This window comes from Corallococcus sp. AB030 (genome assembly GCF_003668965.1).
Lineage (GTDB): Bacteria > Myxococcota > Myxococcia > Myxococcales > Myxococcaceae > Corallococcus > Corallococcus exiguus.
Genome location: NZ_RAWQ01000213.1, coordinates 1 through 18,602, shown reverse-complemented (window position 1 = coordinate 18,602; position 18,602 = coordinate 1). Strand labels below are relative to the sequence as shown.

Below are 18,602 nucleotides of genomic sequence, written 5' to 3'. Positions count from 1 at the left end.
GGGGGCAGGGACAGCGGCGGGCGCGGTCGTCTGCGCGGGGGCGGCGGCCGGGGCCTCACGGCGGCGGGGGCCATTGCGCGACTCGGTCTCCGCGCGCAGCCGGGAGTTCTCCGTCAGGGCCTGCGCCAGCTCCGCGCGGGTCTGCTCCAGCTGCATGCTGGCGTTGCGCTCCACCTCGGCCCGGGCCTTCACCAGGTCGTTCGAGCCCTTCTCGCCTTCCTTCTGCTCGAAGAGCTTCCGCTTGGTCTGCTTGAGCTGCTCCTTGACCTCCTGGAGCTGCGCGCGCTGCTCGTCCAGCTCCTTCTGCTTGCGCTGGACCTCCGATTCCGCCTTCGCGCGCGCCTTGCTCTCGGACTCCAGCTCGCCCCGGAACGACGGCGCGGAAGAGGAAGAGGAGAGCGAGGGACGGCCCGCGTTGGCACCAGCGCCGCTCTTGTCTCGGAAAAGCAGCAGACCGAGCGTCACCGCGAACCCGATCGATACGAGAATGAGTGCAAACAGCAAGGGAACGACCTCCACAGAAGGATGCAAAAAGCGGGGCAGCCTACCGCTGGGACATGGCGCGTCAAGGCTTCACTGGCAGGCAACCCGGCGGGCCCCACCCGACGCGCCGGCCGGGCCGTGGCGCCCGCCTGCATTCCGACTCCCCCGTCAGCGCCATCCTGGGGCACGCTCGCTCCCCATGGCGCACCTGGAGCTGAAGCCGAAGCGGGACGTGTCGAGCTTCCGCAAGCTCGCCATCGGTAGCTGGGCGACCGCGTATGACCCCACGGTCTACGGCACGCTGACGGTGCGCATGGACGCGGCGCTCGCCTGGATGGACGCCTTCCACCAGCGCACCGGCGTGCGGCTCACCGCGACCCACCTGGTTCTCAAAGCCATGGGCGAAGCGCTGCGCCGCTGCCCGGACGCCAACGCGCTCCTGCGCTACCAGCGCATCTACCTGCGTCAGCGGATCACCGTATGCGCGGTGCTGCCAGGTGCGGATCAACGCGGCCTCACGCCCGTGCGAATCGAGGACGTGGACCAGAAGTCCGTGCACGAGCTGGCGCTGGAGGTGGAGTCCACCGCTGCGCGCGTGCGCGAGGGCCGGGACGCGCAGGTGGAGCAGGGCCGGAGTCTGCTCAAGCGCGTGCCGCACCTGTTGCTGCACCGCTTCACCGGGCTCGTGTCGTTCCTCACGTACACGTTGAACCTGGATCCATCGTGGCTCGGCCTGCCCAGGGATCCGTTTGGTGCCGCGGTGGTGGTGGACGTGGGCGAGCTGGGGCTGGACACGGCGTATCTGCCGCTCGCGCCCTTCACCCGCGTGCCCATCTTCCTCGCGCCCGGCGCGGTGAGGCAGGTGGCAGTGGTGGAGGAGGGGAGGGTGGTGCCCGGACACGTGATGAACATCAACGCGTCCTTCGACCACCGCTTCCTCGACGGCTACCACGCGGGCGTCATCGCCAACACGCTGCGCGAGATGCTGGAGCATCCGGTGGAGGCCTTCGGTCCGCTCCCGGATCCATCGGTGGAGTAGCCCGCCGTCAACGTTGGCCGCTCGCACGAGCGAAGCGCCCGGGAGGTTGGCCCACGCGCTTGCTGAACGCCGCGGTGAAGGTGCTCGCCGAGCTGTAGCCAACGCGCTCGGCCACCTCCGTGATGGAGAGCTCCTGGCCGCGAAGCAGTCCCCTGGCGACGGCCATCCGCCAGTCCAGCAGGTACTCCATCGGGGGCAAACCCACGGTGCGCGTGAAGCGCTCGAAGAACACCGTGCGCGAGAGCGCCGCGCTCTTCGCGAGCTGCGCCACGGTCCATGGACGCGTGAGGTGGCGGTGCATCTGCCGGATCGCGGGCGCGAGCCGCGCATCCGCCAGTCCGCGGAGGAGCCCCGGAGGTGTGTCGCCGCTCGGCGTGGACCGCAGCGCTTCGATGAGCAGCAACTCCACGAGCCGCGTGAGCACGAGTTCGCGCCCCGAGCGCTGTTCGCTCGTTTCGTCGCGGACGAGCTGGACCAGCGTGGACAGCCGCTCCACGCCGCGCACGTGCACCAGGATTGGGAGCAACGACACCATCAGGGCCGCGTCAGGCGAGTCGAAGACGAAATAGCCCCCAAGCAGTCGCACATCCGGGCGGCCACCACGCCGACCGTGACGCACCTCCCCGGTAGGGGAAGGGGCCACCTTGGGGTCGACACGTTCGGCAGTCACCGGCTCGAAGCCAGAGATGGTGAAGCCCGGCGTCGCCGGCAGCAGCACGAAGTCGCCCCCCTCGAGCGTGACGGCCGGATGCCCGTCGATGGCCAGTCGGCAGCTCCCTTCGAGCACGGCACAGAAGCTGGGCTGACCGAAGTCCGAGTAACGAACTCCCCATGCGCCCGCTCCGCTGATGCCCTTCGAGAAGATGGCCCTGGGCTGAAGCAGCGCGATGACTTCCGAAAGGGGGTCGGTCATGCCCGGACGCTATCAAAAGAAATGCGGACTCCGCGTAGTGGAGCGTCCTGATTGTCGCCGGTACCTTCAGAACATCAACGCCGCGCGAATCGCGGCCAAAGGAGACGGCATGAAGACGGTGCTCATCACGGGGTGTTCTTCCGGTTATGGACTCGAGACGGCTCGCCACTTCCACGCCCAGGGCTGGAACGTGGTCGCCACCATGCGAACGCCGCGTGAGGATGTGCTCCCTGCATCGGACCGGCTGCGCGTGGTGCCGCTCGACGTGACGAAGCCCGAGAGCATCGCCGCCGCGCTGGAGGCGAGCGGGCCCATCGACGTGCTCGTCAACAACGCGGGCATTGGGCTCATGGGCGCCTTCGAGGCCACTCCGATGACCACGGTGCGCGAGCTGTTCGAGACCAACGTCTTCGGCGTCATGGCGATGACGCAGGCGGTGCTGCCGCGGCTTCGCGCACGCAGGTCGGGAGTCATCGTGAACGTGACCTCCAGCGCGACCCTGGCCCCCATGCCGCTGGTGGCCGTCTACACCGCGAGCAAGGTGGCCATCGAAGGGTTCACGGAGTCGCTCGCCTTCGAACTCGCGGACTTCAACCTGCGCGTGAAGCTCGTCGAGCCGGGCTATTGCCCGGGCACCCGCTTCACGAGCAACGGCACCCCTCGGATGGAGGGGCTGTTCCCCGAAGCGTACGCGCCCTTCGCCCAGCGCATCTTCGCCTCGCTGGGACAGCCCTCCGCGGTGACACGCGAGTCCGACGTGGCCGAGGCCATCTGGCGTGCCGCGAACGACACGTCAGGGACGCTCCGCTTCCCCGCCGGGCCAGACGCGGTGGCGCTGGCCCGGTCGGCGTGAACGGCCGGGAGCCTGTCAGTACGCGTACTCCCAGCCACCACGGCCGCGAGTGCCCTGGCCCATCCGCGCGCTCATCTCGCGCAGCCGGCGCACGCGCTCCGGGATGGGCGGGTGCGTGGAGAACAGCGACATCACCCCGCCGTGGTGCAGCGGGTTGACGATGAACAGGTGCGACGTCGCGGGGGCCCGGTCATACGGCATGGCCTCCGCGCCGCGCTCCATCTTCAACAGCGCGCTCGCCAGCGCATCCGGGTCGCCGCACAGCTCCGCGCCCGTGGCGTCCGCGCCGTACTCGCGCGAGCGGCTCACCGCCAATTGCAGCAGCGTGGCCGCGATGGGCGCCACCAGCAGCAGGCCCAGGTTGGACAGCGCCCCGGCCACGCCACCGTCCCTGTCGTCGTCGCCGCGGCTGAGCATGCTGCCGCCGAACCAGAAGAGCATCTGCGCCGCGTAGCTGATGATGCCCGCGAGCGTCGCCGCCACCGTGCCGATGAGCGTGTCCCGGTTGCGCACGTGGCCAATCTCGTGCGCCAGCACACCCTCCAGTTCGCGCCGGTCCAGGATGTCCATGATGCCCGCCGTCACCGCGACGGCCGCGTGGCTCGGGTTGCGGCCCGTGGCGAACGCGTTCGGCTGCGCGGTGGGGAGCAGGTAGACCTTCGGCTTCGGCATGCCCGCGCGCGCGGCCAGCCGCTCCACCATCTCATGCAGCCACGGGGCCTGCTCGTAGGACAGCGGCTGCGCGCCGTGGATGGCCAGCGCGATGCGGTCGCTGAACCAGTACGAGCCGAAGTTCATCACCACCGCGAAGAGGCCCGCCATCATCAGCCCCTGCGCGCCGCCCAGCCGCTGGCCGATGACGAGCACCAGGGCCGTCAAGCCCGCCAGCAGGACGGTCGTCTTCAATGCGTTGCCCAGCCGGTGCCACCCGCTGCCCTTGAGCGCCGGTGCGGCCGGTCCTCGGGTTGTCATGTGGGGGTCACGCTGCGCCATGTTCCTCGTTCCGTGCCTTTCGCCCCGCCATGGGGGCCACACGAAACGTAAGCAGGAGCAGGGAGGCGTCAACGTAACGGGTCCAGGCTACCCCGGAGGCCCATGGCCCCGGCTGCCGCCCGTCCCAAAGGTAGAGCCGTCTTCAAAGATAGAAACGATCCGTCACGCCGGCCGTACGCTGGAGGATGGCGCTCCACCCGAGCCAGACGTCAATGCCACTGTCGCCCGCCTTCGACTCGCTCCCCAGGGCACCGAGCGAGCCCGTGCAGCCCGCCACCATGCCCAACCCGGACTCGCGCACGTGCTCCAGGAGCGTGCGCACGGTGGGCATGCCGCGCGCCTCGAAGCGGTCCGCCACGTCCTCGCGTCCGGCGAAGTCCGGTTCGTCCAACCTGTCCAACAGGAAGCGCTCCAGGGCCCACCAGAACAGGTACACCTCGACCCGCCGCCCGGCCGCCGTCGCCGCCGCCGCGATGGCGAGACCCTGGTGCACACGGTCATATTCGCCACTGTGCAGGAAGACGATGACCCTGTTGTCCGGCGTGCTCACGCGGTGGCTCATACCGTCCAGAAGACAGCGCGTCCATTCACACCCGGAGCGCGACCGGCGGGGCCCTTTGGCTTGCACCTCGGCCCTGGCGCTTGGTAGGAACCTAACGACCTTCCAGGCTTACAGGTTTTTTGCAGCGACAGCGCGGGTGGCTTTCAGCGACATGGGCGACGAGACGACAGCCAAGCGGAAGGATGCCCACCTCGACCTGTGCGCGACCGGCGATGTGGAACCGGCACAGAACTCCACGCTGCTGGAGTGCGTGCACCTCATCCACTGCGCCATGCCGGAGATGGCGGTGGAGGATGTGGACCTGTCCACGCCGTTCCTGGGCAAGCGCCTCCAGGCCCCGCTCCTCGTCACCGGAATGACGGGTGGCACGGACCGCGCGGGCGCGGTGAACCGGGACCTGGCGCTGCTCGCGGAGCGGCACGGCCTGGCCTTCGGCGTGGGCAGCCAGCGCGCCATGGCGGAGGACAGCGCGCGCGCGGCGTCGTACGCGGTGCGCGACGTGGCGCCCACGGTGGCGCTCCTGGGCAACATCGGGCTGTACCAGGCCATCGGGTTGGGCGTGGATGGCGTGCGGCGGTTGATGGACGCCATTGGCGCGGACGGCATGGCGCTGCACCTCAACGCGGGCCAGGAGCTGACGCAGCCGGAAGGCGACCGCGACTTCCGCGGCGGCTACCGCGTGGTGGAGGAGCTGGCGCGCGCGATGGGCGACCGGCTGATGGTGAAGGAGACCGGGTGCGGCATCGGCCCGGACGTGGCGCGGCGCCTGGTGGAGCTGGGCGTGCGCAACGTGGACGTCTCCGGGCTGGGCGGCACGTCGTGGGTGCGCGTGGAGCAGCTTCGCGCGGTGGGCTCGCAGGCGCAGGTGGGTGCGGAGTTCAGCGGCTGGGGCATCCCCACCGCGGCGGCCATCGCCAGCGTGCGCAAGGCGGTGGGGCCTGAGGTCCGGCTCGTGGCCAGCGGCGGTGTGCGCGGCGGGCTGGAGTCCGCGAAGGTGCTCGCGTTGGGCGCGGACCTGGCGGGCATGGCGCTGCCGCTGTTCCGGGCGCAGCAGCAGGGCGGGCTGCCGGCCGCGGAGGAGGCGCTGAAGGTCATCCTCACGAGCCTGCGGCAGGCACTGGTGCTGACGGGGAGCCGCTCCGTCGCTCAGCTGCGGCAGCGGCCTCGCGTGGTGACCGGCGCGTTGAAGGATTGGTTGGCGGCATTGTGATGCCGGGTGGATCCCAGGTTGGGAAGGAAGAACATGTCTGACACCGTGACGTCCCGGCTCGCCGGATTCCACAAGCTGCCCCTGGAGGAGCGCCTGGCGCGCATTGGCCAGATGTTCCGGCTGACCGAGGCGGAGCTGGACCAGCTGCGCGGTGAGAACGGCCTGGACCTGTCCATCGCCAACCAGATGATCGAAAACGCGGTGGGCACGTTCTCCCTGCCGCTGGGCCTGGGCCTCAACCTCAACGTCAACGGGCGCGACTACCTGGTGCCCATGGCCGTGGAGGAGCCGTCCGTCGTGGCGGCGGTGTCGTTCGCGTCGAAGATCGTCCGCGAGTCGGGCGGCTTCATCGCGGAGGCCGACGCGTCGATGATGATCGGCCAGGTGCAGGTCTCCAACTACGGAGACCCCGGCCACGCGTCCGAGAAGATCCTGGATGCGAAGGATGAAATCCTCGCCCTGGCGAACAGCTTCCACCCGGCCATGGTGGCCCGCGGCGGTGGCGCGAAGGACGTGGAGGTGCGCCTGCTGCCCGCGCCGGAAGGACCGCGCGGCGAGCCGCTGCTCATCGTCCACCTGCTCATCGACGCGCAGGAGGCGATGGGGGCGAACCTCATCAACACCATGGCGGAGGGCGTGGCGCCGCTGATCGAGCAGCTGACCGGCGGCCGGGTGTACCTGCGCATCCTGTCGAACCTGGCGGACAAGCGGCTCGCGCGCGCCACGTGCCGCATCCCGCTGCCTCTGCTGGCGGACTTCGGCCTGCCGGGAGAGGTCATCGCCGAGGGCATCGCGCAGGCGAGCCGCTTCGCGGAAGCCGACCCGTACCGCGCCGCCACGCACAACAAGGGCGTGATGAACGGCATCGACGCGGTGGCCATCGCCACGGGGCAGGACTGGCGCTCCATCGAGGCCGGTGCCCACGCGTTCGCGTGCCGCAAGGGGCAGTACCGCCCGCTGTCCACCTGGTACCTGGAGGAGGGGCACCTGGTGGGCCGCATCGAGCTGCCGCTGGCGCTGGGCCTGGTGGGTGGCCCCATCAAGATCCACCCGGGCGCGCAGGTGGCGCTCAAGCTGATGCGCGCGACCAGCGTGCGTGAGCTGTCCATGGTGTTCGCGGCGGTGGGCCTGGCGCAGAACTTCGCGGCGCTGCGGGCCCTGGGCTCCGTGGGCATCCAGAAGGGCCACATGGCCATGCACGCGCGCAGCGTCGCCGTCACGGCGGGCGCGCGCGGTGGGGACGTGGAGAAGGTGGCCAACCTGCTGGTGAAGGCCGGGCACGTGAAGGTGGAGAAGGCGCGGGAGATCCTCGCGAGCCTGCCGCCGGAGACGCCCGTCGTCGCCACCCTCACCAACGGCTGACGTCCGCCCCCGGGCGCTCCCTTGATGCGGGAGCGCTTGACGGGGCAGGGCGGTGCGCGGAATGAAGGCGCCCGCCCCCTTCGCGAGCCTGGTGCCATGACTTCCGCAATGAATCCCCTGGTCGCCTTCGGTGCTGGCAAGGTCATCCTGCTGGGCGAGCACAGCGTGGTGTACGGCTACCCCGCCATCGCCGGTCCCCTGACCATCGGCGTGGTGGCGCGCGGTGGGCCGTCGCGCTCGTGCGTGCTGGACGTGCCGGTGACGGCGGACGCGGCGCAGAAGCGGATGATGCGCAAGGCCTTCGCGCGCGCGGCGAAGCTCGTGGGCGAGCCGAAGGTGAAGGTCACGCTGGAGCCGCAGCTGCCGCTGTCCGCGGGGCTGGGCAGCTCCGCGGCGCTGGCGGTGGCCACGTCGCGCGTGCTGTTGCAGGCGGCGGGGCAGGCGCCCACGGCGAAGGCGACGGCGCGGCTGGCGTGGGAGATGGAGCAGGAGTTCCACGGCACGCCGTCGGGCGTGGACCACACCACGAGCGCGGAGGAGAAGCTCATCCTCTACCGGCGGGTGCAGGCGCCGGCGGGTGTCACGGGCCGCGCGCGCGAGTTGAAGAGTCCGCGGCCAGTGTCGGTGGTGGTGGCGCTGGCGGGCGCGCGCAGTCCCACGAAGCTGACGGTGGGGGCGCTGCGCGAGCGGCAGGCGCGGTGGCCGGAGCGCTACAAGCGGCTCTTCGGTCAGGTGGGGAGGCTCGTCACCGAGGCGGCGAAGACGGTGGAGGCGGGCGACCTGGAGGGGCTGGGGGACGCGATGAACGTCAACCAGGGCCTCCTGAACGCGCTGGGGCTGTCGTCACCAGCGTTGGAGGACATGGTGTTCCGGCTGCGCTCGCTGGGCGCGCTGGGGGCCAAATTCACCGGGGCGGGAGGTGACGGTGGCGCGGTCATCGGCCTCTTCCCCGAACCGGAGCCCGTGGTCGCGCAACTGACGCGTGACGGCGTGCGCTGCTTCGCGAGTCAGCTCGCGGGGCCGCGGGTCCAGGGAGACATTCCATGAAGGCAACGGTCCGGGCGCATCCCAACATCGCGCTCGTGAAGTACTGGGGAAAGCGCGACGAGGCGCTCATCCTCCCGCACCAGTCCAGCCTGTCGTTGACGCTGGCCCCCATCCACGTGACGACGACGGTGGAGTTCGGCGCGCCGTCGGACACGGTGGAGCTGCACGGCCACGTGGCCAAGGGCAGCGAGCGCGACCGCGTGCTGCGCCTGTTGGACGCGGTGCGCGTGCAGGCGGGGCGCGACCTGGGTCCCGCGAAGGTGGTGTCGCGCGGGGACTTCCCCATGGCGGCGGGCCTGGCCAGCAGCGCGGCGGGCTTCGCGGCGCTGGCGGTGGCGGGGCGCGCGGCGGCGGGGCTGCCCCAGGACACGCGGGCGTCCAGCATCCTGGCGAGGCGGGGCAGCGGCTCCGCGTGCCGCAGCGTGCAGGGCGGCTTCTGCGAGTGGATGCGCGGTGAGCGCGAGGACGGCGAGGACAGCTACGCCGTGCAGCGCTTCGACGCGGGCCACTGGTCGGACCTGCGCATGGTGGTGGCCATCCTCGACCGCGGCGAGAAAGAGGTGAAGTCGCGGGACGGGATGAAGAACACGGTGGAGACGAGCCCCTACTATCCGGCGTGGGTGAAGGACGCGGAAGCCGAAGTGCCCCGCGCCCGGGAGCTCATCGCGAAGAAGGACCTGGAGGCGCTGGGCGAGCTGTGCGAGCGCAACGCGTGGCGCATGCACTGCACGACGCTCTCCGCGGATCCGCCGCTGTCCTACCTGAGCCCGGCGACGCTGGGGCTCATCCAGCACCTGCGCGAGCAGCGCAAGAAGGGCGTGCCGGTGTGGTTCACGCTCGACGCGGGTCCGAACCCGGTGCTGCTGACGACCGCGGCCCACGAGGTCGCGGCGGAGGCCCTGGCTCGCGCCTGCGGAGCCGTGGACGTGGTGCGCTGCGTGCCCGGCGGTGACGCGACGCTGCTCACCGAGCACCTGTTCTGATGGACCGAGCGCTCTCCGCCCCGGGCAAGCTGTTCATCTCTGGCGAGTACGCCGTGCTGTGGGGCGGCGTGTCCCGCCTCGCGGCCGTGGCGCCGCGCACTGCCGCCTATGTGCGCAGGCGTCAGGACTCGCGCGTGCACATCTGCCTGGAGGAGGGGACGCTCCAGGGGCTCACCACGCCTCGCGGCGTGAAGTGGGACCGTGAAGTGCCCGCCGGCTTCTCCTTCGTCGCCCGCACGCTGGATGAAGCCCTGCGCGCGCACGGCCGCGCGAGCGTGGGCTTCGACGTGGCGGTGGCTCCGGGCGCGCTCGGCCCGGGCGGTCACAAGCTGGGCATCGGAGGCAGTGCGTCCGCGACGGTGCTCGCCGCGGAGGCCGCGCGCTTCGTTCTGGAAGAGAAGTTCGACGTCCTGAAGCTCGCCCTCACCGCGCACACGCTGGGACAGGGCGGCAAGGGCAGCGGCGGCGACGTGGCCACGAGCTTCGCGGGCGGTGCCGTGCGCTACCGGCGCTATGACATCACCGCGCTCGCGGACGCCGCCAACACCGGCCGCTTCAACGCCGCGCTCGCGGAGTCCCCTCCAGTGGACCTCTGGCGCATGCCCGTGCCGCGCGTGTCCATGCTCTACGCCTTCACCGGCGAGAGCGCGTCCACGAAGCTCCTCATCGGCCAGGTGGAAGCCCGCCTCGCGGACGCCGGGCGCAGGGCCTTCGTGGAGCGCTCGGACGCGTTGGGCCACACGATTGAAGACGGCCTGGGCGGCGGCGACTTCCGTGCCTTCTCCGAAGCCGTGAAGGCCCAGCACGCGCTGCTGCTGGAACTGGGCCCGCTGGAGACCGAAGGCATGCGCCGCGTGCTGGCCATCGCCGCGTCCTACCACTGCGCGGGCAAGCTCTCCGGCGCGGGCGGCGGTGACGGCTGCATCCTCTTCGCCCCGGACGCACAGGCGCGCGAAGCGCTGCGCGAGGGCCTGGAGTCGCGCGGCTTCCTCACGCTGACGCTCGACGTGGAACAGGGCGTGCGCGGCGAAGCGCAGACGGATGCGCGGCTTCGCGGCTGGGTGGACGCGCTCACGTGAAATCTGCGCGGCGCGCGCCCGGGTGCGCCGTTAGAACATGTGACCGAACGTGATGTAGAAGCGCTGACGGCCCGTCTCGGTGGAGCGCGCGTAGTCCATGCGCACCACGGCCGCGCGGCGCGAGAAGCGCAGGCCGCCGCCGATGCCCGGATGCCACTCATGCCACTTGCCGTCCGTCACACCCGGATGCCACACGCGGCCCAGGTCCAGGAACACCACCGCGCCCAGCGCCAGCGGCTGTCCGAAGAAGCCCATCCGCGCCGCCTGGAAGCGCAGCTCGGAGTTGCTGAACGCCTTCACGTTGCCGGCGAAGCGGTTGCGCTCGATGCCGCGCACGCTGCTCATGCCGCCAATGCCCTCGGACACGTTGACGCCGCCCGTGGTCATCCACTCGAAGAACGGCACCTCCCCGAAGAGCATGTCCAGCGTGAGCCGCTGCGCGAAGACGAGCCGCGGGGTGATGCGGATGTATCGGCGCTCGCTCAGCGTCACGCCCGCGTACTGGTAGCGGCTGAAGGTGGCCAGGCCCGACACGCGCAGCGCCACCTCCTCCACGCCGCCTGACGTCGGGTCGGCCTCGTCATCGCGCGTGTCCCAGAGCGCGCCCGCGAGCAGCTGCCCGCTGGGCCCGCCCTCGATGCCGATGGGCCGCTCCTGCGCCAGGATGGACGTCTCGTAGGGCGACACACGCGTGTAGCGCCAGCCGTAGCCCACGTACGACTGGAACGGGTGATTCTCACCGAACGGCCGCCCGCGCAGACGCACCCAGAGGCCCGGCGAGCCCTTGTCGTAGTTGTACCGCTGGTCGTCCACGTCACCCCGGAAGTCCGGGGCGGACAGGTTGCCCGCGCCGAAGAAGGGGCTGCTCTTCTCCTGCCGGTATTCCAGCCGGCCCTCCAAACGCAGGGGCCCCAGCAACTGCGGCCCGTCGTAACGGAGGTAATGATTCATGGCGCCGCGCGCGGTGAAGAACACCTGCGCGGACAGGGCATGCGCGTAGGGCGCCTTGCTGCCGTCGCCATAGAGGTACATGCCGCCGACAGCGCCGTAGCCGAACCCCTGATCCGAGCTGAAGGACAGGAGCGGCAGCGCGATGCCGTCCATCGTAGGCGTTCGCTTCACGGGCGAGAGCCCGGGCGCCGTGCGGCTGGCCGCCACGGCACTCAGTGACAGCAGCATGAAGAACAGGAAGACGACTGGAGCCAGCATCGAAACCCCGTGAAGCCCCGAGGGGGCGCATCGATTCCAGCCCGGGACAGAGACCCTTTCCGCCCGCCTGCTCTCCAAGAGAGCAGCGCGGCCTCGGAAGCTCCTGTCCCCCTGAATGCCCATTTTGCCTTGGGGGATGGGGGAGCCGTCAACGTGCGCGAAAGTCTCAACGAGCTCGTCAGCGAGAATTCACGAAATTGGGCGAATACCCTCGTCCGGAGGATTGGATCGAAAGTTCCGCCCGTGGCGGCGCGTCGGCCTCGGAACGCTCTTCTCGTCCATCTGGACGGTGTGCCCAAGGCGCTCCTCGACGAGGCCATTGTCACGGGGCGCATGCCCTTTGTTTCACAGCTGGTCCGCTCTGGCGCGTATCACCTGGAGAACGCGTTCTGGGGAGCGCCCACGTCCACGCCGTTCTTCCAGGCGGGGCTGCTCTACGGGCTGCGGCATCCGAACCTGCCGGGCTACAGCTGGTACGACCGGGCGCTCGGCCGCAAGGTGCAGATGAACACCCCGGGCGACGCGATGGCCATTGACGCGCGCCTGCGCGGACACGGCCGCACGAGCCTGTTGGACCACGGCGGCCACACGTACTTCTCGCTCTTCCACGCGGGCGCCACGAACCGCATGTGCATGAGCACGCTGTCGAGCTTCAAGCTGATGGCGCGCTCGTTCGCGTACGAGATGCAGGGCCTGGGTTCGGCGCGCACGAGGGGTGCGTGGGACTTCCTGCGTTCCTTCGGCATGGAGTCCTGGCACGCCGTGCGCGAGGTGCGCCAATGGGCGCGCCAGCTCAACGACTGGCGCCACGAGCAGGGTTTCCTCCTGAGCCGCATCCTCCTCCAGCGGTTGGGCTGGAGCTTCGCGTACACCAAGTCCCTGGTGGACATGGTGCGCGGCGTGCCGCTCATCTATCTGGTGTACGGCAACTACGATGAAGTGGCGCACCGCCGCGGTCCGCGCTCGGAGCTGGCGATGCAGGAACTCCACCGTGTCGACGCGTCACTGGCGGAGCTGTTCGCCGTGGCCCGCGCCGCGCCGGAGCCCTACGACGTCATCCTCCTGTCGGACCACGGCCACGTGGACAGCCTGCCCCTGGAGCAGCGCCAGGGCCGGCGCCTGGAGGCCGTCCTCTTCGAAGGCGAGGTGCCCGAGCTGCGCGCGGACGTGCGCCGCGGCCTGCTGGATGGGCGCCAGCCTCCAGCCCCGGACACCGCCGCGCGCGAGCCCTTCATCCCGGTGGTGGTGGAGGCCGGTAACTTCGCGCACATCTACCTGAGCGGCCGTCCCGCGCCGCTGGAGGCGCGCGAACTGCTGGCGCTGCATCCGGAGGTGCTGGCCCGGGCTACGAACAACCCGGACATCGGCATGGTGGCGATGCGCCGGGGCACCGAGGCGGTGGTGGTGATGGGCGGAGGCGTCTACGGCCTGGAGGACCTGGACCGTGCGCCGCTCACCACCGAGTACAGCAAGCGCGCCGTGGCGGACTTCCTCCAGGGACTGCCGCGCATGGACACCGCGGGGGACCTGGTCCTCTTCGGTGAAGCCGTGCAGAAGGGCGGCACGGTGGGCTTCGCGTGGGAGTTCGGCTCGCACGGAGGCTTGACGCGCGTGGAGTCCGACAGCCTGGTGATGTGGCCCGCGAACGGCCCGGTGGACCTGTCTGGCCTGAGCCACTGCGCGCGGTTGCACGAGCGCCTGGCGGAGGCCTACCTGGACACCGGCTCACCGCGGATTCTCCATTGAGACCGAGGAAGGGGAGGACCATGCGGCTTCCCAACGCCAGTGGACGCACGTGGCTCAAGGTGCTGGGCGGAGTGGTGGGACTCGTCCTGTCCCTGCTCCTGCTCTCCACCGCGTTCTTCAAGTGGAACCTGAGCGGATCCGGGGACCTGCTGACGCCGCGCTTCCCGCTGGACAAGTTCGTCCGCGACCTGCCGGGACACCTGGTGTGGCTGGTGCCGTTCATGCTCCTGCAGGCGTCGCTGGTTCCGCTGCGGGCGGTGCAGTGGCAGGCCACGCTGCGCAAGCACATCCCGTTCAAGGACCGCTTCCAGATGGTGGGCATTGGCGTGTTCGTGCACAACGCGCTGCCGGGAAAGTTGGGGGAGGTGACGCGCTCCTTCCTCCTGTCGCGCACGCACAACATCGCCTTCATCCGGAGCCTGGGCTCCGTGGGAGTGTGCAAGCTGATGGAGTTCGCCTGTCTGATGCTGCTGGTGGCCCTGTCCTTCCTGGGCCCCTTCGGCGAGACCATGGCCCACTTCCGGACGGAGCTGCACGTGGCGCTGTCGCTGTGCATCGGCCTGGTGGCGCTGGTGGTGCTGCTGGCCCACTGGGCGGCGCCCCTGGGCCGCTGGCTGCACCAGCGTCACACCATGCCCCGCGTGGACAGCTTCCTGAATCACGTGGGCGAGGGGCTGGGCACCGCGCGCTCCTTCAAGGGCATGACGAAGGTGTTCTTCTTCTCCATCTTCCCGGTGTTCGCCTCCGCGCTGGCGTACGGCCTGGCGCTGCACGGCGTGCACATCCCCGGGGGCCTCTTCGCGGGCGCCGTCGTGCTGGGCGCCATCTCCCTGGGGCAGTCGCTGCCGGGCGTCCCGGCGGGCATGGGCATCTACTACTTCGTCACCAGCTGGGCGGCGCGCGCGCTGGGCTCCAACCCGGAGGACGCGGCGGCCTTCGCCACGCTCACCCACCTGGGCACCGTCATCAGCCAGGTGGCCGTGGGCGCCTGGTGCGTGCACCGCTCCAAGCTGCGGATCCGCGACCTGCGCAAGGGCGGCCGGCTGGCCAACGCCGCCGCGCACCACGTGGCGCATGAAGCAGTGGAACCCGCGCCGCCCTGAGCCGCGTGAAGAGGGCAGGGCCGGAAAACAAAAAGGGCCCCGACTTGTGGTCGGGGCCCTTCGATTACTTCATGCCCAGGAGAGGACTCGAACCTCCATGCCCTTGCAGGCGCTAGACCCTGAATCTAGTGTGTCTACCAATTCCACCACCTGGGCAGGTGGCTCGCGGTGCCTTGCGGCGCCGCGATGGGCGAGACGTATAAAGAACCTCCCCCGCCCGGTCAACACCCTTTTTCGACCTACTTCTTCAGCGGCCAGCGGCCCTCGGACTCGAGCTTCCGGCGGATGGCCGGGTTCTCGTCCATGAAGGCGACCAGCGATTCCTCGGTGATCTCCACCGTGACGTCCTCGCCGCCGACCTCCGTCTGACACGACAGGCGGGAGTACGGCCGGACGTCGAAGCCCATGTCCAGGCGGTCCATCTCGTCGTCCCGCTGCTCGCTCAGCGAGTCCAGACCCTTGCGGATCCAGACATGGCAGGTGGAGCACCCGCACACGCCGCCGCAGCTGTGGCCCACCTGGGCCTCGCCCTTCTCCGCGGCGTCCAGCAGGGTGGTGCCTTGGGGCACGTCCACGGCGACCTCGGCCAGGGGGCTCTTGAAGGTGACCTTGGGCACGGCTCAGTACTCCTCCACGGAATGGCCGGACACCACCTGGGTGATGGCGCGGTTCATGACCCGTTCGATGAAGGCCCGGGACGCCTCGTCCAGCGCGTGCAGGGCCTCCTTCACGGCCATGTAGTCCTTGCCCTGCGCGGCTTCGCGCACGCGGGCCATGGCGGCCTGGATGGCCTCCGGCTCGCCGGCCTGGAGCAGCGCCGCGTTCTCGCGCAGCTGGCGGTCGGCCTCGGAGAGGACGCGCTCGGCCTCCACCTGCTGCTCGCGCAGCTGGCGGGCCTGGATGTCGTCCTCCGCGAAGTCGATGGAGTCGAGGAGCATCTTCTCAATCTCCTCCTCCGTGAGTCCGTGGCTGGGCTTCACGGTGATGGCCTGCGCCACGCCGGTGCTCTGCTCCTTGGCGGTGACGGACAGGATGCCGTCCGCGTCCACCTGGAAGCGCACCTCCACGCGGGCCATGCCGGCCGCCATGGTGGGGATTCCGGAGAGCGTGAAGCGCGCGAGGCTGCGGTTGTCCTGCACCAGCTCGCGCTCGCCCTGCACCACGTGCACGTCCAGGCCCGTCTGGCCGTCCTTGAACGTGGTGAACACCTGCGCCGCCGCGGTGGGGATGGTGGAGTTGCGAGGGATCAGCTTCTCCGTGATGCCGCCCATCGTCTCCAGACCCAGCGACAGGGGGATGACGTCCAGCAGCAGCACCTCGTCCTGACGGTCGCCGTCGGTGAGGAGGCTCGCCTGGACCGCCGCGCCCAGCGCCACGACCTGATCCGGATCGATGTCGCCCAGGGGCTCGCGGCCGAACAGCTCCGCCACGAAGCGGCGCACCGCGGGCACGCGCGTGGAGCCGCCCACCAGGATGACGCCGTCCAGCTCGCCCGCCGCCACGCCCGCGTCCTTCAGGGCCCGCCGGCACACCGTGCCCGTCTTCGCCACGAGCGATTGGATCCACGCCTCGAAGTCCGCGCGGGACAGCGGCTGCGAATGGCCCTCCACGCTGAGCGTGACCTCCGCCGCGTCGGTGAGCGCCTCCTTCGCCTTTCGAGCGGCGACCATCAGCTCCGCCACCTGCGCGGGAGTGGGGGCCTGGACGCCCATCTTCTGGAGCACGTGCTGCGCGATGGCGCGGTCGAAGTCGTCGCCGCCCAGCGCGGAGTCACCGCCGGTGGACTTCACCTCGAAGACGCCGTCCTCCAGCTTGAGGATGGAGATGTCGAACGTGCCGCCGCCCAGGTCGTAGACGGCGAACATCCCCTGGCTGCCCTTGTCCAGGCCGTACGCCAGCGCGGCGGCGGTGGGCTCGTTGAGCAGGCGCAGCACTTCCAGGCCCGCGAGCTTCCCCGCGTCGCGGGTGGCCTGGCGCTGGGCGTCGTCGAAGTAGGCGGGCACGGTGATGACGGCCTGCTCCACCTTGCCGGAGAAGTGCGCCTCCGCGCGGCGCTTCAGGGCGCGCAGGATTTCGCCCGACACTTCAATGGGCGTCACCGGCTGGCCACCGGCCACGTTGAAGCGCACCACGTTGGCGCCGGGGGCGAAGTCGTAGTGGCCCAGCTTGCGCGTCTCCGGGTCGTCCGGGCTGCGGCCCATGAAGCGCTTCACCGACACGATGGTGTCCGTGGGGGCCTCGGCCGCGAGCTTCCGCGCGCGGGCGCCCACCACCACGCCGCCGTCCCTACCGTAGTGCACGACGGAGGGCAGCAAGAGCGAGTCGCCGTCGTCCACCGGAACGCACCGGGGCTTGCCCTGGGACACGGACGCCACCAGCGAGTGGGTGGTCCCCAGGTCGATGCCCACCACGTGCCCCTTCGGCTTGAGCGGGTCGTGGATCTGCAGATAGCCGTTGTTGCTCACGCGAGCACCTCCTCCTCGAACGCGTCCACCTGCTCGAGGAAGCGCGTGAAGTAGCGCACCCGCCCCAGCGCGTGCGACGCCTTTCTCACCCCGTCCGGAGAATCCCCAGCGCCTTCCAGCGTGCCGAGCGACGCCACGGCCTCCTGGAGCGCCGCCGCCTTGCGGCCCGCCACGTCCTTCGCCATGGCCTGGGCCTTGGGCAGGTCCCTGGCCGCGATGGCTTCATCCAACGCCTCGCGCAGCTCCATGACCTCCTCCAGGAACTCCAGGGGCATGTCCTTCTGGGCGCCCGCGTCCTCGCGGTCCAGGTCCACGCCGTGGAGCTTGAGCAGGTAGAAGGCGCGGCGCACCGGGTCCTTCAGCGTCTTGAAGGCCCCGTTGAGGGCGGTGGTGCCCTCCACGGCGGCCAGGCGCGCCTTCGCGTCACCGGGTCCGACGCGGTCCGGATGCAGTTGGAGCGACAGCTCCCGGTACTGCTTCTCCAGGGCCGGCACGTCCACGGCGTGGGAGCGGGGCAGCCCGAACACGTCGAAGTGGGTCCTCACGGTGCGCACATCCTCATGGGGGAAACGAAAAAGGGGCCCGGCACCGGGCCGGACCCCTGCTGCCCGCTCCCTGACCGACAGGGCGGGCGGGAAGGCCGCTTCAGGCTTTAGACGGAGAAGCTCTCTCCGCAGCCGCAGGCGGCCTTGATGTTGGGGTTGTTCAGCTTGAAGCCGGACGCCATCAGCGTCTGCTCGAACACCAGCTCCGTGCCGATGAGGTACAGGTAGCTCTTCGGGTCCACGAAGACGCGCACGCCGTCGCGCTCGAACACCTTGTCGCGCTCGCGGGACTTCTCCGACCACTCCATGGAGTACTGGAGGCCGGAGCACCCGCCGCCCTTCACCGCGATGCGCAGGCCGGCGTCCGGAGTCTGGCGCTCTTCCAGTAGCTGCTTGAGGCGCGCCACCGCGCTGTCCGCCAGGCCAATGCCCTTGGGGGCCGGCTTGGGAGGCGTCTGAGGGGCCTGGGTCGTCTGGGCCTGCTCGTTCATGGGGTCGTCCTCGATCCTGGAAGAGGTACCGCGAGGGGCATCAGGCCTGCCGCGACGCGCGCTTCTTCTTGAAGTCTTCGATGGCCGCCTTGATGGCGTCCTCGGCCAGCACGGAGCAGTGGATCTTCACCGGGGGCAGCGCCAGCTCCCGGGCCACGTCCTTGTTGGAGATGGTCATGGCCTGATCCACCGTCTTGCCCTTCACCCACTCGGTGACGAGCGAGCTGGACGCGATGGCGGAGCCGCAGCCGAAGGTCTTGAACCGCGCGTCCTCGATCACGCCCGAGTCGCTGATCTTCAGCTGGAGGCGCATCACGTCGCCGCAAGCGGGGGCGCCCACGAGGCCGGTGCCGACGTTCGGGTCGTTCTTGTCGAGCGTCCCCACGTTGCGGGGGTTCTCGTAGTGCTCGATGACCTTCTCGCTGTAAGCCATGCGTCTAACGCTCCTTCACACAACGCTTGAACTGATGCGCCATCCGGGCAACCGATGCGCGGCCGGGCGGGCGGGGGGTTCCGTGC

The 18,602-nt window shown here is 70.2% G+C and carries 18 protein-coding genes, 1 tRNA gene and 1 pseudogene; 9 read left to right on the top strand and 11 right to left on the bottom strand.

Annotation, left to right across the window (positions count from 1 at the left end; translation table 11 throughout):
* Positions 1-504: pseudogene (locus D7Y15_RS35675) on the bottom strand (cell envelope biogenesis protein TolA); the annotation flags it as partial.
* A gap of 178 nt (positions 505-682) precedes the next feature.
* On the opposite strand from D7Y15_RS35675, the gene D7Y15_RS35670 reads away from it, so the two are divergent.
* Positions 683-1,522 carry a 2-oxo acid dehydrogenase subunit E2 gene (locus D7Y15_RS35670; RefSeq protein WP_121755367.1) on the top strand — a complete coding sequence of 280 codons (840 nt, stop codon included), beginning with the start codon at positions 683-685 and terminating at the stop codon, positions 1,520-1,522.
* A gap of 7 nt (positions 1,523-1,529) precedes the next feature.
* Here the strand turns inward: D7Y15_RS35670 and D7Y15_RS35665 are convergent, their stop codons facing one another.
* Positions 1,530-2,435 carry an AraC family transcriptional regulator gene (locus D7Y15_RS35665; RefSeq protein WP_121755366.1) on the bottom strand — a complete coding sequence of 302 codons (906 nt, stop codon included), beginning with the start codon at positions 2,433-2,435 and terminating at the stop codon, positions 1,530-1,532.
* Positions 2,436-2,544: 109 nt separating this feature from the next.
* Between D7Y15_RS35665 and D7Y15_RS35660 the strand changes: the two genes are divergently transcribed.
* Positions 2,545-3,288 carry an SDR family oxidoreductase gene (locus tag D7Y15_RS35660; protein ID WP_121755365.1) on the top strand — a complete coding sequence of 248 codons (744 nt, stop codon included), beginning with the start codon at positions 2,545-2,547 and terminating at the stop codon, positions 3,286-3,288.
* A gap of 15 nt (positions 3,289-3,303) precedes the next feature.
* On the opposite strand, the gene D7Y15_RS35655 is transcribed toward D7Y15_RS35660, so the two are convergent.
* Both D7Y15_RS35655 and D7Y15_RS35650 read right to left on the bottom strand, forming a co-directional pair.
* Positions 3,304-4,260, bottom strand: a complete 957-nt coding sequence (locus D7Y15_RS35655) for a zinc metalloprotease HtpX (RefSeq protein WP_199733759.1) — start codon at positions 4,258-4,260, stop codon at positions 3,304-3,306.
* A 163-nt stretch (positions 4,261-4,423) separates the two neighbouring features.
* Entirely contained in the window at positions 4,424-4,831 is a 408-nt protein-coding gene (locus D7Y15_RS35650; protein ID WP_233596781.1) for a hypothetical protein, read from the bottom strand.
* A 163-nt stretch (positions 4,832-4,994) separates the two neighbouring features.
* On the opposite strand from D7Y15_RS35650, the gene fni reads away from it, so the two are divergent.
* The 5 genes from fni (at position 4,995) to D7Y15_RS35625 (ending at position 10,524) form a co-directional block, all read left to right on the top strand.
* A complete protein-coding gene (gene fni / locus D7Y15_RS35645) occupies positions 4,995-6,053 on the top strand; it encodes a type 2 isopentenyl-diphosphate Delta-isomerase (RefSeq protein WP_120575983.1) in 1,059 nt (352 codons plus the stop codon).
* Between the two features lie 33 nt (positions 6,054-6,086).
* Positions 6,087-7,415, top strand: a complete 1,329-nt coding sequence (locus tag D7Y15_RS35640) for a hydroxymethylglutaryl-CoA reductase, degradative (RefSeq protein ID WP_121755364.1) — start codon at positions 6,087-6,089, stop codon at positions 7,413-7,415.
* Positions 7,416-7,523: 108 nt separating this feature from the next.
* Positions 7,524-8,462, top strand: a complete 939-nt coding sequence (gene mvk, locus D7Y15_RS35635) for a mevalonate kinase (RefSeq protein ID WP_121710816.1) — start codon at positions 7,524-7,526, stop codon at positions 8,460-8,462.
* Complete coding sequence (gene mvaD / locus D7Y15_RS35630) at positions 8,459-9,445, top strand: diphosphomevalonate decarboxylase (protein ID WP_121755363.1); 987 nt, start codon at positions 8,459-8,461, stop codon at positions 9,443-9,445. The genes mvk and mvaD overlap by 4 nt, the downstream gene beginning before the upstream one ends.
* Positions 9,445-10,524 carry a mevalonate kinase gene (locus tag D7Y15_RS35625; protein WP_120575979.1) on the top strand — a complete coding sequence of 360 codons (1,080 nt, stop codon included), beginning with the start codon at positions 9,445-9,447 and terminating at the stop codon, positions 10,522-10,524. Before mvaD ends, D7Y15_RS35625 begins: the two co-directional genes overlap by 1 nt.
* A 30-nt stretch (positions 10,525-10,554) precedes the next feature.
* Here the strand turns inward: D7Y15_RS35625 and D7Y15_RS35620 are convergent, their stop codons facing one another.
* Entirely contained in the window at positions 10,555-11,733 is a 1,179-nt protein-coding gene (locus tag D7Y15_RS35620) for a BamA/TamA family outer membrane protein (protein ID WP_120575978.1), read from the bottom strand.
* A gap of 153 nt (positions 11,734-11,886) precedes the next feature.
* On the opposite strand from D7Y15_RS35620, the gene D7Y15_RS35615 reads away from it, so the two are divergent.
* Positions 11,887-13,479 (top strand): alkaline phosphatase family protein, encoded by a 1,593-nt coding sequence (locus D7Y15_RS35615; RefSeq protein ID WP_121755368.1) that lies wholly within the window; start codon positions 11,887-11,889, stop codon positions 13,477-13,479.
* Between the two features lie 20 nt (positions 13,480-13,499).
* Positions 13,500-14,582 carry a lysylphosphatidylglycerol synthase transmembrane domain-containing protein gene (locus D7Y15_RS35610; protein WP_120575977.1) on the top strand — a complete coding sequence of 361 codons (1,083 nt, stop codon included), beginning with the start codon at positions 13,500-13,502 and terminating at the stop codon, positions 14,580-14,582.
* 72 nt (positions 14,583-14,654) lie between these two features.
* On the opposite strand, the gene D7Y15_RS35605 is transcribed toward D7Y15_RS35610, so the two are convergent.
* The 6 genes from D7Y15_RS35605 to iscU form a co-directional block, all read right to left on the bottom strand.
* Positions 14,655-14,738 (bottom strand) — tRNA-Leu (locus D7Y15_RS35605).
* 83 nt (positions 14,739-14,821) lie between these two features.
* Entirely contained in the window at positions 14,822-15,199 is a 378-nt protein-coding gene (locus tag D7Y15_RS35600; RefSeq protein WP_120564055.1) for a 2Fe-2S iron-sulfur cluster-binding protein, read from the bottom strand.
* Between the two features lie 3 nt (positions 15,200-15,202).
* Positions 15,203-17,047 (bottom strand): Fe-S protein assembly chaperone HscA, encoded by a 1,845-nt coding sequence (hscA, locus tag D7Y15_RS35595; protein ID WP_120575975.1) that lies wholly within the window; start codon positions 17,045-17,047, stop codon positions 15,203-15,205.
* Positions 17,044-17,592, bottom strand: a complete 549-nt coding sequence (gene hscB, locus D7Y15_RS35590; protein ID WP_120576000.1) for a Fe-S protein assembly co-chaperone HscB — start codon at positions 17,590-17,592, stop codon at positions 17,044-17,046. The genes hscA and hscB overlap by 4 nt, the downstream gene beginning before the upstream one ends.
* Positions 17,593-17,699: 107 nt before the next feature.
* Entirely contained in the window at positions 17,700-18,083 is a 384-nt protein-coding gene (locus D7Y15_RS35585) for an iron-sulfur cluster assembly accessory protein (RefSeq protein WP_120575974.1), read from the bottom strand.
* A gap of 40 nt (positions 18,084-18,123) precedes the next feature.
* The gene (gene iscU, locus D7Y15_RS35580) at positions 18,124-18,516 is read right to left on the bottom strand and encodes a Fe-S cluster assembly scaffold IscU (protein WP_120553652.1); all 393 of its coding nucleotides are present in this window, start codon (positions 18,514-18,516) and stop codon (positions 18,124-18,126) included.
* Positions 18,517-18,602 lie beyond the last annotated feature (86 nt).

Coding starts and splice junctions, on each gene's coding strand:
- D7Y15_RS35670 (WP_121755367.1), top strand. CDS start 683: ATGGCGCACCTGGAGCTGAAGCCGAAGCGGGACGTGTCGAGCTTCCGC.
- D7Y15_RS35665 (WP_121755366.1), bottom strand. CDS start 2,435: ATGACCGACCCCCTTTCGGAAGTCATCGCGCTGCTTCAGCCCAGGGCC.
- D7Y15_RS35660 (WP_121755365.1), top strand. CDS start 2,545: ATGAAGACGGTGCTCATCACGGGGTGTTCTTCCGGTTATGGACTCGAG.
- D7Y15_RS35655 (WP_199733759.1), bottom strand. CDS start 4,260: ATGACAACCCGAGGACCGGCCGCACCGGCGCTCAAGGGCAGCGGGTGG.
- fni (WP_120575983.1), top strand. CDS start 4,995: ATGGGCGACGAGACGACAGCCAAGCGGAAGGATGCCCACCTCGACCTG.
- D7Y15_RS35640 (WP_121755364.1), top strand. CDS start 6,087: ATGTCTGACACCGTGACGTCCCGGCTCGCCGGATTCCACAAGCTGCCC.
- mvk (WP_121710816.1), top strand. CDS start 7,524: ATGAATCCCCTGGTCGCCTTCGGTGCTGGCAAGGTCATCCTGCTGGGC.
- mvaD (WP_121755363.1), top strand. CDS start 8,459: ATGAAGGCAACGGTCCGGGCGCATCCCAACATCGCGCTCGTGAAGTAC.
- D7Y15_RS35625 (WP_120575979.1), top strand. CDS start 9,445: ATGGACCGAGCGCTCTCCGCCCCGGGCAAGCTGTTCATCTCTGGCGAG.
- D7Y15_RS35620 (WP_120575978.1), bottom strand. CDS start 11,733: ATGCTGGCTCCAGTCGTCTTCCTGTTCTTCATGCTGCTGTCACTGAGT.
- D7Y15_RS35610 (WP_120575977.1), top strand. CDS start 13,500: ATGCGGCTTCCCAACGCCAGTGGACGCACGTGGCTCAAGGTGCTGGGC.
- D7Y15_RS35585 (WP_120575974.1), bottom strand. CDS start 18,083: ATGAACGAGCAGGCCCAGACGACCCAGGCCCCTCAGACGCCTCCCAAG.
- iscU (WP_120553652.1), bottom strand. CDS start 18,516: ATGGCTTACAGCGAGAAGGTCATCGAGCACTACGAGAACCCCCGCAAC.